16 protein-coding genes are annotated in these 16,490 nt (G+C 72.4%); 15 read left to right on the top strand and 1 reads right to left on the bottom strand.

Annotation, left to right across the window (positions count from 1 at the left end; genetic code table 11):
* Window position 1 precedes the first annotated feature (1 nt).
* Window positions 2-1,024, bottom strand: a complete 1,023-nt coding sequence (locus ACZ38L_RS10865) for an SAM-dependent methyltransferase (protein ID WP_465691403.1) — start codon at window positions 1,022-1,024, stop codon at window positions 2-4.
* Between the two features lie 93 nt (window positions 1,025-1,117).
* Here ACZ38L_RS10865 and ACZ38L_RS10860 point away from each other — a divergent pair, with 93 nt between their 5' ends.
* From ACZ38L_RS10860 to ACZ38L_RS10790, 15 genes are all read left to right on the top strand, one after another.
* Window positions 1,118-2,317, top strand: a complete 1,200-nt coding sequence (locus tag ACZ38L_RS10860; protein ID WP_465691398.1) for a sensor histidine kinase — start codon at window positions 1,118-1,120, stop codon at window positions 2,315-2,317.
* Window positions 2,318-2,334: 17 nt separating this feature from the next.
* On the top strand, window positions 2,335-3,024 hold the full coding sequence (locus ACZ38L_RS10855; protein ID WP_396555760.1) for a response regulator: 690 nt from the start codon (window positions 2,335-2,337) through the stop codon (window positions 3,022-3,024).
* A 64-nt stretch (window positions 3,025-3,088) separates the two neighbouring features.
* Complete coding sequence (locus tag ACZ38L_RS10850) at window positions 3,089-4,015, top strand: Rossmann-like and DUF2520 domain-containing protein (protein WP_465691395.1); 927 nt, start codon at window positions 3,089-3,091, stop codon at window positions 4,013-4,015.
* A complete protein-coding gene (gene panC, locus ACZ38L_RS10845; RefSeq protein ID WP_465691393.1) occupies window positions 4,015-4,911 on the top strand; it encodes a pantoate--beta-alanine ligase in 897 nt (298 codons plus the stop codon). Before ACZ38L_RS10850 ends, panC begins: the two co-directional genes overlap by 1 nt.
* Before the next feature lie 47 nt (window positions 4,912-4,958).
* Entirely contained in the window at window positions 4,959-5,384 is a 426-nt protein-coding gene (panD, locus tag ACZ38L_RS10840) for an aspartate 1-decarboxylase (RefSeq protein WP_396555766.1), read from the top strand.
* A 19-nt stretch (window positions 5,385-5,403) separates the two neighbouring features.
* Entirely contained in the window at window positions 5,404-7,080 is a 1,677-nt protein-coding gene (locus tag ACZ38L_RS10835) for an L-aspartate oxidase (RefSeq protein WP_465691390.1), read from the top strand.
* Between the two features lie 2 nt (window positions 7,081-7,082).
* Window positions 7,083-8,057, top strand: a complete 975-nt coding sequence (gene nadC, locus ACZ38L_RS10830) for a carboxylating nicotinate-nucleotide diphosphorylase (protein ID WP_396555770.1) — start codon at window positions 7,083-7,085, stop codon at window positions 8,055-8,057.
* Between the two features lie 25 nt (window positions 8,058-8,082).
* A complete protein-coding gene (locus tag ACZ38L_RS10825; protein WP_396555772.1) occupies window positions 8,083-8,874 on the top strand; it encodes a type III pantothenate kinase in 792 nt (263 codons plus the stop codon).
* 131 nt (window positions 8,875-9,005) lie between these two features.
* The gene (locus tag ACZ38L_RS10820) at window positions 9,006-9,734 is read left to right on the top strand and encodes a hypothetical protein (RefSeq protein ID WP_465691387.1); all 729 of its coding nucleotides are present in this window, start codon (window positions 9,006-9,008) and stop codon (window positions 9,732-9,734) included.
* A 97-nt stretch (window positions 9,735-9,831) separates the two neighbouring features.
* On the top strand, window positions 9,832-11,406 hold the full coding sequence (lysX, locus tag ACZ38L_RS10815) for a bifunctional lysylphosphatidylglycerol synthetase/lysine--tRNA ligase LysX (RefSeq protein ID WP_465691385.1): 1,575 nt from the start codon (window positions 9,832-9,834) through the stop codon (window positions 11,404-11,406).
* Between the two features lie 4 nt (window positions 11,407-11,410).
* Window positions 11,411-11,569, top strand: coding sequence for a hypothetical protein (locus tag ACZ38L_RS10810; protein ID WP_465691383.1), 159 nt, complete (start codon window positions 11,411-11,413; stop codon window positions 11,567-11,569).
* Between the two features lie 105 nt (window positions 11,570-11,674).
* Complete coding sequence (locus ACZ38L_RS10805; protein ID WP_465691381.1) at window positions 11,675-12,103, top strand: BlaI/MecI/CopY family transcriptional regulator; 429 nt, start codon at window positions 11,675-11,677, stop codon at window positions 12,101-12,103.
* A gap of 9 nt (window positions 12,104-12,112) precedes the next feature.
* Window positions 12,113-12,640 carry an amino-acid N-acetyltransferase gene (locus ACZ38L_RS10800; protein WP_396555782.1) on the top strand — a complete coding sequence of 176 codons (528 nt, stop codon included), beginning with the start codon at window positions 12,113-12,115 and terminating at the stop codon, window positions 12,638-12,640.
* Window positions 12,641-12,756: 116 nt separating this feature from the next.
* Window positions 12,757-13,107 (top strand): histone-like nucleoid-structuring protein Lsr2, encoded by a 351-nt coding sequence (locus ACZ38L_RS10795; protein WP_465691379.1) that lies wholly within the window; start codon window positions 12,757-12,759, stop codon window positions 13,105-13,107.
* A gap of 738 nt (window positions 13,108-13,845) precedes the next feature.
* Window positions 13,846-16,362: an ATP-dependent Clp protease ATP-binding subunit gene (locus ACZ38L_RS10790; RefSeq protein ID WP_396555786.1), complete on the top strand. Its 2,517-nt coding sequence runs from the start codon at window positions 13,846-13,848 to the stop codon at window positions 16,360-16,362.
* Window positions 16,363-16,490: the final 128 nt, after the last annotated feature.

Genomic DNA, 16,490 nt, shown 5'->3' with positions numbered 1-16,490 from the left:
CTCATGGGTTCAGAGTCTGCCATCCCGGCAGGCCTGCCAAGCTCCGCGGTACCGGCATGCGGACGGCCTGGAGCAGCCAGCCGAAGCCGCCCAGGCCGCCGGCCGCGGTCAGCTCGGCCGCCTCGCCGGCCGCGGCCAGCGCGCGCAGGTAGCCGGCCGGGTCGGTGCCGGCCTGGGCGAGCGGCGGGCGGTCGCCGCGCACGCCGAGGGCACGCAGTGCGGCGCGCTGGGTCGTCCACAGGCTGTGGACGGACCCGCGCGCGCCCGCCGCGCCGGCCGCCTCGACCGCGTCCAGCGCCACGTGGCAGGTCAGGTCGCAGCTGCCGTCCGGCACCGGGCGGACCTCACGGCCGGCCCGGAAGCCGGTCAGCGTGCCGAAGGTCGGCCGGTCCGACGCCTGGTGCGCGTAGTCCACCGCCACCGCGAGCCCACGGTCGAGCGCACCGACCGCCGCCGCCCAGGCGGCGTCCCGCGGGCCGCCCAGCTCCACCCGGTCCCCGGCGGCGACCCGCGGCCACCAGCGCTCGGCCCAGGCCGCGTCCGCCGCGTCCAGAGCACCGCCGGGCCGCTCCGCACCGTCCGGCCCGACCTCCAGGTAGCGCAGCCCGCCGTCCTCCCCCACCTCGGCGATGTCCAGCGGCACGTTGTCCAGCCACTCGTTGGCGAAGACCAGCCCGACCGCCCCGGCCGGCACCCGCTCGGTCCACCGCACCGCCTCCGGCAGCCCGTCCGGACGCCCGGCCAGCTCCACCCCGTAGCAGCGCAGCCGTCCGGGCAGCAGGCCGGCCAGCGCGCCGACCAGCTCGCCGCGCCCGGCCCCGACGTCGATCAGCGCCAGCTCCTCGGGACGGCCGAGCGCCTCGTCCACCTCCAGCAGCAGCCGGCCGACCGCTTCGGCATACTGCCGGGAGGCGTGCACCGAGGTCCGGAAGTGCCCGGCGGGCCCCTCCGGCCTGCGGTAGAAGCCGTGCTCCGGCCCGTACAGGGCCCGCTCCATGGCGGGCCGCCAGCGCATCCAGGTCATGCCCGGGACGTTACCGGGCTCCGACCTGCGAACGAGCCGGGATCGCCCTCTCGGCGGACGGGAGGGGGCTTTTCGACTGCCTAGGCTGGGGACGTGCATCGACTCAACGCCTGGCTTCGCGGACACCCCATGGTGGTCGATGGCGGCTGGGCGCTCCTCGTGCTCTTCTTCACCGCCGTCTCCAGCGTCTCCACCAGCGGCTGGCACACCGCCGCCTACTTCACCATCTCGGTGCTGGTCTGCGGGCTGATGGTGGTCCGGCGCCGGCTGCCGAACGCCGCCGTGGTGGCCGCCGCGGTGCTCGCGCTGGCCCAGGTCGGCCTGCACATCGACCCGGGCGCCTCCTCCCTCGCCTACCTGGTCTTCTGCTACACCGGCGCGGCCTTCGGCTCCCGCTGGACCTCCCGGGCCGCGCTGGTCTGCGGCCTGCTGGCCGGGCCGCTCTCGGTACACGGCTTCCAGCTGGCCAAGGAGCCCGACACGGTCCACGGGCTGCTGCAGACCGTCTTCACCGCGGCGCTGCTCTCCACCCCGTTCATCCTCTGCTGGGCCTGGGGCCGGCTCACCCGGGTCCGCCGCGCCTACCTCGAGGAGCTGGAGGACCGCGCCGAGCGGCTGGAGCGCGAGCGGGACGCCCAGGCCAAGGTGGCGGTGGCGGCCGAGCGGGCCCGGATCGCCCGCGAGCTGCACGACGTGGTGGCGCATAACGTCTCGGTGATGATCGTGCAGGCCGACGGCGCCGCCTACGTGATGGACAACTCGCCGCAGCAGGCCAAGGAGGCGCTCGGCACCATCGCCTCCACCGGCCGGCAGGCGCTGGTCGAGATGCGCCGACTGCTCGGCGTGCTGCGCACCGCGGACGCCGCCGAGGAGTACGTGCCGCAGCCCGGCGTCGAGGAGCTGCCGGAGCTGCTGGAGCAGGTCCGCACGGCCGGGCTGCCGGTCGAGTACCGGGCCACCGGCGAGGTGCGCGAGCTGCCGCGCGGGGTCGAGCTGACGGTCTACCGGATCGTCCAGGAGGCGCTCACCAACGTCCGCAAGCACGGCGGGCCCGGCGCCAGCGCCCGGGTCGCGGTCGACTTCGGCGACCGCGACCTCAACGTGCTGATCGAGGACGACGGCCGTGGCACCACCGACGAGCAGGTCAGCCGGGGCGGTGCCGACGGGCAGGGCCATGGTCTGATCGGCATGCGCGAACGGATCGGCATGGTGAGCGGCAGCCTGGACGCCGGGCCGCGGCCCGGCGGTGGCTTCCGGATCCGCGCCGTCCTCCCCCTCAAGACCGCCAAGTAACCCTCAGGAGTTGCACTGTGACCATCCGCGTGATGCTCGTCGACGACCAGGAACTGCTCCGCACAGGCTTCCGGATGGTGCTGCAGTCCCAGGGCGACATCGAGATCGCCGCCGAGGCCGGGGATGGCGCCCAGGCACTGGAGGTGCTCTCCCGCACGCAGGTGGACGTGATCCTGATGGACGTCCGGATGCCCCGGCTGGACGGCGTGCAGGCCACCCGGCGGATCTGCCTGGACGCCGACGGCACCCCGCTGCCGGGCGCGCCGCGGGTGCTCATCCTCACCACCTTCGACCTGGACGAGTACGCCTTCGCCGCGCTCAAGGCCGGCGCGAGCGGCTTCCTGCTCAAGGACGTGCCGCCGACCGAGCTGGTGGCCGCGATCCGCTCGGTGCACGGCGGGGACGCGGTGGTCGCGCCGACCACCACCCGGCGGATGATCGACCGCTTCGCCGAGGTCCTGCCGCTGCCGCAGGCGCCGGCCGGCCCGCCCGCGCTGGAGCCGCTCACCGAGCGCGAGCGCGAGGTCTTCCTGCTGGTCGCCCAGGGGTTGTCGAACGCCGAGATCGCCGCCGAACTGGTGCTCTCCGAGGCCACCGTGAAGACCCACGTCGGCCGGATCCTGGCCAAGCTCGGCCTGCGCGACCGGGTGCAGGCCGTGGTGCTGGCCTACGAGGCCGGGCTGGTCCGGGCGGGCGGCGCCGACTGACCCCGGGGCGGGCCGTAGGATGAGGCGGTACGTCTGGTACCCGTAGAGGACTGGAACGCGAGCCGTGCGCACCTCCGATCTGTTCGACCCCGCCGACCCCACCGACCCGGGCAGCCGGCCGGGGCGACTCGCCGTCGGCGTGGTGGGGACCGGCCGAGTGGGCCCGGCCCTCGGCGCCGCGCTCCAGCTGGCCGGCCACACCGTGGTCGCCGCCTCCGGGGTCTCCACCACCTCCCGCCGCCGGGCCGAGGCGCTGTTGCCCGGGGTCCGGGTGGTCTCCCCGCCGCAGGTGCTGGCCGCCGCGGACCTGGTGCTGCTGACCGTCCCGGACGACGCGCTGGCCGACCTGGTGGCCGGGCTGGCCGCCACCGGCGCGGTGCGCCCGGGCCAGCTGATCGTGCACACCTCCGGTGCCCAGGGGGTCGCCGTGCTCGAACCGGCCACCCGGGCCGGTGCGCTGCCACTCGCCCTGCACCCCGCGATGACCTTCACCGGCACCTCGGTCGACCTGGCCCGGCTGGCCGGCTGCCCGTTCGGGGTGACCGCGCCCGAGGAGCTGCGGACGGTCGCCGAGGCGCTGGTGGTGGAGATGGGCGGCGAGCCCGAGTGGGTGCCCGAGGCGGTCCGCCCCCTCTACCACACTGCCCTGGCGCACGGCGCGAACCACCTGGTCACCCTGGTCGCGCAGGCGATGGAGCTGCTGCGGACGGCCGGGGTGGCCGAGCCCGGCCGGCTGCTCGGCCCGCTGCTCGGCGCCGCGCTGGACAACACCCTGCGCTCCGGTGACGCCGCGCTGACCGGCCCGGTCGCCCGCGGCGACAGCGGGACGGTGCGCCGCCACCTGGCGCAGCTCAGTACGGTGTCCCCGGACATCCCGTCGGCCTACCGGGCGATGGCCCGGGCCACCGCGCAGCGGGCGCTCGCCAACGGGACGCTGAAGGAAGAGGCGGCCGCCGCGCTGCTGGACGTACTCGACGAGGAGATGCACTGATGGCCCGCCCGAAGCCCGCCGCCAAGGCGCCCAAGACCCGCAGCACCGCGCTCACCCACACCGTCGCCGACTTCGAGGCCGCCTTCTGGCCGGACGAGCAGCCGGTCGACAACGCGGTCGTGATGACCATGGGCGCGCTGCACGAGGGGCACGCGGCGCTGATCCGGGCCGCCCGCAAGGAGGTCGGCCGCGACGGCCGGGTGGCGGTGACGGTCTTCGTCAACCCGCTGCAGTTCGGCCCGAACGAGGATCTGGACCGCTACCCGCGCACGCTGGCCGCCGACGTCCGGCTCGCCGAGGAGAACGGCGCCGACGTGGTCTTCGCACCGGTCGTCGAGGAGGTCTACCCGAACGGCGCCCCGCAGGTGACCCTCTCGGCCGGCCCGATGGGCGAGCGCTTCGAGGGCGCCACCCGCCCCGGCCACTTCGACGGCATGCTGACCGTGGTCGCCAAGCTGCTGCACATCACCGACCCGGACTTCGCCTTCTTCGGCGAGAAGGACGCCCAGCAGCTGGCGATCGTCCAGCGGATGGTGGCCGACCTCGACTTCGACGTGGAGGTCATCGGCGTGCCGACCGTCCGCGAGGAGGACGGCCTGGCGCTCTCCTCGCGCAACCGCTACCTCTCCGAGGACGACCGCCGGCACGCGCTGGCGCTCTCCCGGGCCCTGTTCGCCGGCCGGGACGCGGCCGCCCGGGGCCCGAAGGCCGTCCGCGAGGCCGCCGCGACCGCGCTGGACGGCGCGGCCGGCCTCGACCTCGACTACCTCGCCCTGATCGATCCGCACGACTTCACCGAGGCGCCGGACGACTTCCAGGGCGAGGCCGTGCTGGCCGTGGCCGCGAAGGTGGGCGGCACCCGCCTGATCGACAACGTCCGCATGATCGTCCGGTAGATTCCGGCAGCCACTTCGGCATGCACTCAGCTCAGGAGGCGTGACCAATGCTCCGCACCATGTTCAAGTCCAAGATCCACCGGGCCACCGTGACCCAGGCCGACCTGCACTACGTCGGCTCGGTGACGGTGGACCAGGATCTGCTGGACGCCGCCGACCTGCTCCCCGGCGAGCTGGTCCACATCGTGGACATCAACAACGGCGCCCGGCTGGAGACCTACACCATCGCCGGGCCGCGCGGCTCCGGGGTGATCGGGATCAACGGCGCGGCGGCCCGGCTGGTCCACCCCGGTGACCTGGTGATCCTGATCGCCTACGGGCAGATGGACACCGCCGAGGCCCGGGAGTTCCAGCCCAGGGTGGTCTTCGTGGACGCGGAGAACAAGATCGTCGGTACGGGCTCGGACCCGGCCGAGGCGCTGCCCGGCACGGACACCGTCCGCGGGGACGCCGTCCGGACCGCCGCAAACTAGACCAGACCGGAGCACCGCCATGCCTGTGACCCACCGCCTCACCGCCCCCGCGCCCGGCTGGACCGCCAACACCGACGTGGTGGTGGTCGGCTCCGGCGTGGCCGGGCTGACCGCCGCGCTCGGCGCCCGCCAGGCCGGCCTGCGGGTGACGGTGGTCACCAAGGCGATGCTCGACGACGGCTCCACCCGCTGGGCCCAGGGCGGCATCGCGGCCGCCCTGGGCGAGGGCGACACCCCCGAGCAGCACCTGGCGGACACGCTGGTCGCGGGGGCCGGGCTGTGCGACGAGGACGCGGTGCGCGTCCTGGTCACCGAGGGCCCGGACGCCGTCCGCCACCTGATCGCCACCGGCGCCGCCTTCGACCAGGACGCCGACGGCGCGATCCTGCTCACCCGCGAGGGCGGCCACCACCGCCGCCGGATCGCGCACGCCGGCGGCGACGCCACCGGGGCGGAGATATCGCGCGCCCTGGTCGCCGCCGTGCGCAGCGATCCCGGCCTGGAGCTGATCGAGCACGCGCTGGTGCTCGACCTGCTCACCGACGAGAGCGGCCACACGGCCGGCCTCACCCTGCACGTGATGGGCGAGGGCCAGCGCGACGGCGTCGGCGCGATCCGGGCCCGGGCCGTGGTGCTCGCCACCGGCGGCATGGGCCAGGTCTTCTCGGCCACCACCAACCCCGCGGTCTCCACCGGCGACGGGGTGGCGCTCGCCCTGCGGGCCGGTGCCGAGGTGACCGACCTGGAATTCGTCCAGTTCCACCCGACCGTGCTCTGGCTCGGCCCGGAGGCCGAGGGCCAGCAGCCGCTGGTCTCCGAGGCGGTCCGCGGCGAGGGCGCCCACCTGGTGGACGCCGCCGGAACCCGGTTCATGGTGGGTCAGCACGAGCTGGCCGAGCTGGCCCCGCGCGACATCGTGGCCAAGGCGATCACCCGGCGGATGCAGGAGCAGGGCGCCGAGCACATGTACCTGGACGGGCGGCACTTCGGCGCCACCATGTGGCAGGAGCGGTTCCCGACCATCCTGGCCTCCTGCCGGGCGCACGGCATCGACCCGGTGACCGGCCTGATCCCGGTCGCCCCGGCCGCCCACTACGCCTCCGGCGGGGTCCGCACCGACCTGCACGGCCGCACCTCGGTGCCGGGCCTGTACGCCTGCGGCGAGGTGGCCTGCACCGGGGTGCACGGCGCCAACCGATTGGCCTCCAACTCGCTGTTGGAGGGCCTGGTCTTCGCCGAGCGGATCGCCGCCGACCTGGCCGCCCGGCACCGCGCGGGCGAACTGCCCGAGCGCGTGGTGGACGTCCCGGCGGCGCGCGCCGCGCGGCCCGTCCCGCTGCCCGCGCCGGAGGCCCGGGCCGAGGTCCAGCGGCTGATGAGCACCGGCGCCGGCGTGCTGCGCTCGGCCGCCAGCATGGCCGCCAGCGCCGAGGGGCTGGCCGCGCTGACCCTGGCGGCCGAGGCGGACCAGGCCGAACAGAAACCGGCCGACCCCCGGGTGGAGACCTGGGAGGCCGCCAACCTGCTGCTGGTGGCGACCGCCCTGGTGGCCGCCGCGGCGCAGCGCGCGGAGACCCGCGGCTGCCACTGGCGCGAGGACTTCCCCGAGCGGGACGACGAGCACTGGCGCCGTCATCTGATCACCACCCTGGACGCCGTCTCCGGCGTCCCCACCAGCACCCCCGAGGAGCACTGACCATGCCTCACCAGCCGCCGACGGCCCACCAGGAACTGCCGATGGCCGACACCTGCGGGGAGAGCTGTGCCTGCGGGGACGGCGAGGACTACGAGACCGGCCTGGACCCGGCGCTGGCCGAGCTGCTCGAGGCGGCCGGCCTCGACCCGGTCGAGGTCGAGGACATCGCCACCCTGGCGCTGGCCGAGGACCTGGCCGGCGGCGAGGACGTCACCTCGGTCGCCACGGTGCCCGCCGACGCGGTCGCCACGGCGGACTTCACCGCCCGCGAGGCCGGCGTGGTGGCCGGCCTACGGATCGCCGAGGCCGTGGTCTCGCTGATCTGCGAGGAGGAGTTCGAAGTCGAGCGGCACGTCGAGGACGGCGACCGGGTCGAGGCCGGCCAGGTGCTGCTCTCGGTGCGCAGCCGCACCCGCGACCTGCTGACCGCCGAGCGGACCGCGCTCAACCTGCTCTGCCACCTCTCCGGGATCGCCACCGCCACCCGCCGCTGGGCGGACGAGCTGGCCGGCACCGGCGCGGTGGTCCGGGACACCCGGAAGACCCACCCGGGCCTGCGCGCGCTGCAGAAGTACGCGGTGCGGGCCGGCGGCGGCGTCAACCACCGGATGGCGCTCTCCGACGCGGCGTTGGTGAAGGACAACCACGTGGTCGCCGCGGGCGGCGTGGCCGAGGCGTTCCGCGCCGTCCGGGCCGCCTACCCGGAGCTGCCGGTCGAGGTCGAGGTGGACACCCTGGAGCAGCTCGCGCCGGTGCTGGAGGCCGGGGCGGACCTGATCCTGCTCGACAACTTCTCGGTCCCGCAGCTGCGCGAGGCGGTCCGATTGGTCGCCGGCCGGGCCAAGTTGGAGGCTTCCGGTGGCCTGACCCTGGCCACCGCGCGGGAGGTCGCCGAGACTGGTGTCGACTATCTGGCGGTCGGCGCGCTCACCCACTCCGCGCCGATCCTGGACATCGGCCTGGACCTTCGCCCGTAATCGCCCCTCCTCAGGAAAGCGGCCCATGCTCCTCACCATCGACGTCGGCAACACCCAGACCACGCTCGGCCTGTTCGATGGCGAGGAGGTCGTCGAACACTGGCGGATCTCCACCGATCCGCGCCGCACGGCGGACGAACTCGCCGTGCTGATGCAGGGCTTGATGGGCCACCACCCGGTGGTCTCGCGGGAGGACCGGGTCGAGGGGCTGGCGATCTGCTCCTCGGTGCCCGCCGTGCTGCACGAGCTCCGCGAGGTGACCCGCCGTTACTACGGCGACGTCCCCGCGGTGCTCGTGGAGCCCGGGGTGAAGACCGGGGTGCACGTCCTGATGGACAACCCCAAGGAGGTCGGCGCCGACCGGATCGTCAACGCGCTGGCCGCGAACCACCTGTACGGGGGGCCGTGCATCGTGGTCGACTTCGGCACCGCGACCACCTTCGACGCGATCAACGAGCGCGGCGACTACGTGGGCGGCGCGATCGCGCCGGGGATCGAGATCTCGGTCGAGGCGCTCGGCGCCCGCGGCGCGCAGCTGCGCAAGATCGAGCTGGCCCGGCCGCGCAACGTGATCGGCAAGAACACCGTGGAGGGCATGCAGTCCGGCGTGCTGTACGGCTTCGCGGGCCAGGTGGACGGCCTGGTCACGCGGATGGCGCGGGAGCTGTCGCCCAAGGACCCGGAGGACGTCCAGGTGATCGCCACCGGCGGGCTGGCCCCGCTGGTGCTCGGCGAGGCCGCCGCGATCGACGTGCACGAGCCCTGGCTGACCCTGATCGGCCTGAGACTGGTGTTCGAGCGCAACAAGCCGAGCTGATCGCTCGTTAGCCGCAGCGGAAGCGGCTCTCCGAGGACGAACATCCGCTACCCCTCCGACTAACGAGGGATCGGGCGCGGCTCGGCGCGACATTACCGGCAAATCGGATATTCCTCACGTAGGGTCACTTCATGCCTACGCCACACGGGTCCCGCGGCGGCATGGCCTTCAGCGCCGACGAAGTGCGCGTGCTGCGCCGTGCCCTCGCCCAAGCCCTGCACCCCGCTGTCCCCGCCCCACTACCGGCCGGCGCCGACCTGTGGGCGGAGGACGTCCAGGAAGCACTGCGCCTGGCCGAGGCGATCGACGAGGCCGCCCAGGAGGGCGGCCGGCTGCGCGGGTTCCTGCTCGCGGAGTTGGTCCGCTACCGCGGCGCACTGCCCGGCAGTGCCCGCGGCTACCTGGAACGGCTGGAGGAGGCCGTCGCCGACGGCTACCTCCCGACCCCGGAGGACCTGTCCGCGCTGCGCTCGCTCTCCCGGCTGCCCTGCGGCACCGCCGAGCGCAGCCGCCGCTCCCGGCTGGCCGGCCGCTGCCACGCGCTGGCCGAGACCGCGGTCCGGGAACGCCTCGCGCTCAGCACCGGCCTGCCCCGCCCGGCGATCGCCCCCGACGCCGTCCGCGGCGCCGTCCCGACGCGCCATCTGGCCGCAGTTCCCAGCAGTCCCACCGACCGAGCCGGAGGACCGATCCCGATGAGCAGCCCCACGCCCGAGCCCCGCCGCCCCGAGAGTGCCCCCACTCCTCCCCCGCCGGCCCGTCCGCGCAGCCCCCGGATCCCCACCCCCGCCGAACTCTTCGCCCGCCGCGCCAAGCCCGCCGCGCCCGACGAGGAGGAGCTCGCCACCGGCACCGGCTGACCGCCCCACCGGCGGCCCGCCCGACGCCCGACGGACTGCCCCGCCACCCGCGCCAGCCGGTGACGGGGCGGTCCGGTTCGGTCGCTACCCTGGTGAGGTGAGCGATCAGAGCAGCCTCCCCGCGACCGACGACCTTCCCGAGCAGATGCGCGTCCGGCGCGAGAAGCTGGACCGGCTCCGGGCCGCCGGGATCGACCCGTACCCGGTCGGCTTCCCCCGGACCACCAGCATCGCCGACCTCCGCGCCAAGCACCCCGACCTGGCGCCGGACACCGCGACCGGCGAGCGGGTCGGCGTGACCGGCCGGGTGATCCTGGCCCGCACCGGCGGCAAGCTGTGTTTCGCGACGCTGCGGGACGGCTCCGGCGACCTCCAGGTGATGCTCTCCCTGGACAAGCTGGGCGAGGAGCGGCTGGCCGCCTGGAAGACCGACATCGACCTGGGCGACCAGGTCGGCGTCGAGGGCGAGGTGATCACCTCCAAGCGCGGTGAGCTGAGCGTCATGGTGGAGAGCTGGGCGCTCACCGCCAAGTGCCTGCGGCCGCTGCCGGACAAGCACAAGGGCCTGACCGACCCGGAGGCCCGGGTCCGCCAGCGGTACGTGGACCTGATCGTCAACCCCGAGGCCCGGGAGATGCTGCGGCTGCGCAGCGAGGTGGTCCGCTCGATCCGCCGCACCTACGAGGAGCGCGGCTACCTCGAGGTCGAGACCCCGATGCTGCAGCCGATCCACGGCGGCGCCAACGCCCGGCCGTTCATCACCCACATCAACGCCTACGACATCGACCTCTACCTGCGGATCGCCACCGAGCTGTACCTCAAGCGGCTGGTGGTCGGCGGCGCCGAGAAGGTCTTCGAGATCAACCGGAACTTCCGCAACGAGGGCGCCGACGCGACCCACAACCCGGAGTTCACCGCGCTGGAGTCGTACGAGGCCTACGGCGACTACGACACCCAGGCCGAGCTGATCCGGGCGATCATCGTCAACGCGGCCCGGGACGCGCTGGGCACCACCGTGGTCCGCGGCACCGACCCGCACGGCGTCGAGCACGAGATCGACCTGGCCGAGCCCTGGGACGAGATCAGCGTCTACCCCGGCATCTCCGAACGGCTGGGCACCGAGGTCACCCCGGAGACCTCGGTCGAGGAGCTGCGCAAGCTCTGCGACGCGGCCGGCGTGCCCTACGAGCAGGGCTGGGGCCACGGCCAGATCGTGCTGGAGATGATCGAGCGGCTCCTCGAGGAGAACGCGATCCGGCCGACCTTCCTGAAGGACTACCCGACCGAGGTCTCCCCGCTCACCCGCCAGCACCGGTCCATCCCGGGCGTGGCCGAGAAGTGGGACCTGGTGATCTTCGGGACCGAGATCGGTACCGCCTACTCCGAGCTGATCGACCCGGTCGAGCAGCGGGCCCGGCTCACCGCGCAGTCGCTGCTCGCGGCCGGCGGCGACGTCGAGGCGATGCAGCTGGACGAGGACTTCCTGCGCGCCCTGGAGTACGCGATGCCCCCCACCGGCGGGCTCGGGCTCGGGGTGGACCGCCTGATCATGCTGCTCACCGGCAAGAACATCCGCGAGACGGTGCTCTTCCCGCTGGTGAAGCCCGAGAAGACGACCGGCGCGGCCGGCGAGCAGACCACGGGGACCACTGAGACGACCGAGGGAGAGTGACCTGGTGCAGTATGTCAGCGCGATCGTGCCGCCGCTGGTGATGGCGATCGGTTTCGGGTTCGTGGTGCGGGCCATCATCCGCAGCCAGGGCGGGGCCCAGAAGGGCAAGGAGGACGCCGCCGCCGAGGCGATGGCGACCGCCACCCGCACCTCCGGCGAGTAGTCGCCACCGGTTTCCAGGCCGCCACCCCCACCCGGGAGTGGCGGCCTGCGGCGTGCCCCGACGCAATTAGTGCGGTTTGTCGGATTGTTTCCCTAGGGTGGTCCCATGGTGCGGCCACTCGGTGAACTGGAGAACGCCGTCATGACCCGGGTGTGGGAGTGGAACCGCCCGGTGACGGTTCGCGAGGTACTGCTCGATCTGCGCGCGGAACGGGAAATCGCGTACACCACCGTGATGACCGTGCTGGACAAGCTGTACAGAAAGGGCTGGCTGCGCCGGGAGCGCGCGGGCCGGGCCTATCGATATGTGCCGGTCTCCTCCCGCGAGGCCTACACCGCGGCACTCATGAACGACGCCTGGGCGACCAGCGACAATCCGGCGGCCGCACTCGTGCACTTCTTCGGGCTGATGACCGGCGAGCAGCGCGCGGCACTGCGGGACGCGCTGCGGGTGGTCGGGCCGGAGCGCGTCGGGGAAGTCGGGGAAGTCGGGGAACCCGGAACCGGTGAGTCCGAACCGCCCACGACGCGATAGCGTCCCGGCATGGAGGTCACCATCCGCCGGGCGCGGACCAGTGATGTGCGGGCCGTTCGGCGGCTCATCGACGGCTACTCGCGGGACGGCATTCTGCTCGACAAGCCCACCGTCACCCTGTTCGAATCGGTCCAGGAGTTCTGGGTGGCCGAGCGCGACGACAGCGGAACGGTGGTCGCCTGCGGCGCGCTGCACGTGATGTGGGAGGACCTCGCCGAGGTGCGCACCCTCGCGGTGGATCCGATCTGCCGCGGCCACGGCATCGGCCACCTGCTGCTGGAGAAGCTGTTGCACACCGCACGCTGGCTGGGCGTCCGTCGGATTTTCTGCTTGACGTTCGAGGTGGCCTTCTTCGCGAAACACGGCTTCATCGAGATCGGCGAAACCAATGATGGTACGACAGACCCGGCGGTCATCGCTACGGAAGTGTATGAAGAACTCCTCCGGTCGTACGACGAAGGCGTGGCCGAGTTCCTCGACCTGGAGCGGGTGAAGCCCAACACCCTGGGCAACTCGCGCATGCTGCTGCACCTCTGAACGGTGCCCCGGGGTGCTTGCCGGGCTTGCCCGAAGAGACCGGGGTTTGTGTTTTCCGAGAAAAGGCGGTTTCCTTTCCCTAAGGCATTGGGTCTGTTAAGCGGAAAGGGAAGCCCGTGGCACAGAGGGTGCAGGTCATTCTTGAAGACGATCTCGACGGCGGTTCGGCGGACGAGACGGTGACGTTCGCCCTCGACGGCGTTGCCTACGAGATCGATCTGAAGTCGGACAACGCGGAGAAGCTGCGTGGTCTGCTGGCTCCGTACGTCGACAAGGGCCGCAAGCAGAGCGGCCGGCTCACCAGCGCCCGTCGCACCGGTGGCCGGGCCGCCGCCCGGGCGGCCTCCGGCGGCGCGGACACCGCGAAGATCCGCACGTGGGCGAAGGAGAACGGCTACAACGTGAACGACCGGGGCCGAGTCCCCAGCAACGTGCGCGAGGCGTACGAGGCGGCCAACGCCTCCTGAGGGCCGTCGAGGCCCCGCTCCCGACGGTCTCCCACCGGTTCAGAGCGGCCCCAACGGGCGATGAGTCCGCCCAACCGCGCGCGCAGCGCTCACGGGGCGTGGAGGCACCCCTCCGCGCCCCGCGGCTGTTCCGGGGTCGTCTTCCGGGACAGGGGTTCCGGGCTGTTCCGGATCGGGGGCCGCTCGCACTGCGGGACACTCACGGGCTGTGCAACGCTGGAGCGGCGGGCCGGTCACGCCGTCCGCCCCGATTGGCCCCACCAGGGTCCGGAGCGCGAGGACCGGCCGACCCGGGACCGTACCGTCCGCGGCGCCGATCAGCAGACTTCTCGCCAGGCGAACAACGCCACCCGGGAAACTGCACGAGAACGGTCCGAATTTCCGGTATGAATGCAGGTGGGACGGGTCCGACCCCGGACCGGAGGTAGGCCGCGAAGCCGGCGAACCAGGCGAGGGCGCCCTTCTCCCCGAGCGGGACCGGGGGCGTGTTCGCCATTGGCGTAGCGGCAAGACGTGCAATGGGCGTACCGGAGGGAACACCGTCTCCCAGCATCAGGTTGGGAAGGGTGTCGGCCGGTCGCGCAGCACGATTCCTCACAACCGTGAGGGAGTACCTCCCTCTCGCCCGCCATCGGGCAGGAGGGGCCCAAAGCCGCGCCGCTGAGCGGGACTAGCATGCGGAAGGACAGGGCGGGGACCGACCCCGAACTGACCGACCGCTCTGAGGAGCGATTAACGATGTTCGAGAGGTTCACCGACCGCGCGCGGCGGGTTGTCGTCCTGGCTCAGGAAGAAGCCCGGATGCTCAACCACAACTACATCGGCACCGAACACATCCTCCTGGGCCTGATCCACGAGGGCGAAGGTGTCGCCGCTAAGGCCCTGGAGAGCCTCGGGATCTCTCTTGAGGCAGTCCGCCAGCAGGTCGAAGAGATCATCGGCCAGGGCCAGCAGGCCCCGTCCGGACACATTCCGTTCACGCCCCGGGCGAAGAAGGTGCTGGAGCTCTCGCTCCGCGAGGCCCTCCAGCTTGGCCACAACTACATCGGCACCGAGCACATCCTGCTCGGCCTGATCCGCGAGGGCGAGGGCGTCGCCGCCCAGGTCCTGGTCAAGCTGGGTGCCGACCTCAACCGGGTGCGCCAGCAGGTGATCCAGCTGCTCTCCGGCTACCAGGGCGGCGGCAAGGAGTCGGCCACGGCCGGCGGGCCCGCCGAGGGGACCCCGTCCACCTCGCTGGTGCTGGACCAGTTCGGCCGTAACCTGACCCAGGCCGCCCGCGAGGCCAAGCTCGACCCGGTGATCGGGCGCGAGAAGGAGATCGAGCGGGTCATGCAGGTGCTGTCCCGCCGCACCAAGAACAACCCCGTGCTGATCGGTGAGCCCGGCGTCGGCAAGACCGCCGTGGTGGAGGGCCTGGCCCAGGCGATCGTCAAGGGCGAGGTCCCCGAGACGCTGAAGGACAAGCAGCTCTACACGCTGGACCTCGGCGCCCTGGTGGCCGGTTCGCGCTACCGCGGTGACTTCGAGGAGCGCCTGAAGAAGGTACTCAAGGAGATCCGCACCCGCGGCGACATCATCCTGTTCATCGACGAGCTGCACACCCTGGTCGGCGCGGGCGCCGCGGAGGGCGCGATCGACGCCGCCAGCATCCTGAAGCCGATGCTGGCCCGTGGCGAGCTGCAGACCATCGGTGCCACCACGCTCGACGAGTACCGCAAGCACCTGGAGAAGGACGCCGCGCTGGAGCGCCGCTTCCAGCCGATCCAGGTCGCCGAGCCGTCGCTGCCGCACACCATCGAGATCCTCAAGGGCCTGCGCGACCGGTACGAGGCGCACCACCGGGTGTCCATCACGGACGCCGCGCTGGTCGCCGCGGCCACCCTGGCCGACCGGTACATCTCGGACCGCTTCCTGCCGGACAAGGCGATCGACCTGATCGACGAGGCCGGTTCCCGGATGCGCATCCGCCGGATGACCGCGCCGCCGGACCTGCGCGAGTTCGACGAGAAGATCGCCGAGGTCCGCCGCGAGAAGGAGAGCGCGATCGACGCGCAGGACTTCGAGAAGGCCGCCTCACTGCGCGACGACGAGAAGCAGCTCCTGAACGCCAAGTCCAAGCGAGAGAAGGAGTGGAAGGCCGGCGACATGGACGTCGTGGCCGAGGTGGACGAGGAGCTCATCGCCGAGGTCCTGGCCACCGCGACCGGCATCCCGGTCTTCAAGCTGACCGAGGAGGAGTCCTCCCGGCTGCTGCGCATGGAGGACGAGCTGCACAAGCGCGTCATCGGCCAGAAGGACGCCATCAAGGCGCTCTCGCAGGCCATCCGACGCACCCGGGCCGGCCTCAAGGACCCGAAGCGTCCCGGTGGTTCGTTCATCTTCGCCGGCCCCTCGGGCGTCGGTAAGACCGAGCTGTCCAAGACGCTGGCGGAGTTCCTCTTCGGCGACGAGGACGCGCTGATCTCCCTCGACATGTCGGAGTTCAGCGAGAAGCACACCGTCTCCCGGCTGTTCGGCTCCCCGCCCGGCTACGTCGGCTACGAGGAGGGCGGCCAGCTCACCGAGAAGGTGCGCCGCAAGCCGTTCTCGGTCGTGCTCTTCGACGAGGTCGAGAAGGCCCACCCGGACATCTTCAACTCGCTGCTGCAGATCCTGGAGGACGGTCGACTGACCGACTCCCAGGGCCGGGTCGTGGACTTCAAGAACACGGTCATCATCATGACCACCAACCTCGGTACCCGGGACATCTCCAAGGGCTTCAACCTGGGCTTCGCGGCCACCGGCGACACCGCCACCGGCTACGAGCGGATGAAGGCCAAGGTCGGCGAGGAGCTCAAGCAGCACTTCCGCCCCGAGTTCCTCAACCGTGTCGACGACATCGTGGTCTTCCACCAGCTGTCCGAGGACGACATCATCCAGATCGTCGACCTCATGATCGACAAGGTGGACGCCCGGCTGAAGGACCGCGACATGGGCCTGGAGCTCAGTGTCGAGGCCAAGAAGCTGCTGGCGAAGCGCGGTTACGACCCGATCCTGGGTGCCCGCCCGCTGCGCCGGACGATCCAGCGCGACATCGAGGACCACCTCTCCGAGAAGATCCTCTTCGGCGAGCTGCGGGCCGGCCACATCGTGGTCGTCGGCGTGGAGGGTGAGGGCAAGGAGGCCAAGTTCACCTTCCGTGGCGAGGAGAAGTCGGCCGTGGCCGACACTCCGGCCGCGGTGGCGGCCGCCGGTCCGGACCTGACCAAGTAAGCGGCGGCAGGCAGGAAGAGGCGCCGGCCCCGACCGTTCCGGTCGGGGCCGGGGGGCCGTTTTGGTCCTCACTCTTTTTCTTCGTCGGGCCGCTCATGGGGGGTCTTGGGGGGGGGGGGTGAGTTTCT

This window comes from Kitasatospora sp. NPDC024654, assembly GCF_055559155.1.
Note: the sequence above shows the minus strand (reverse complement) of the source record. Positions and strands in the feature narration are given on the sequence as shown.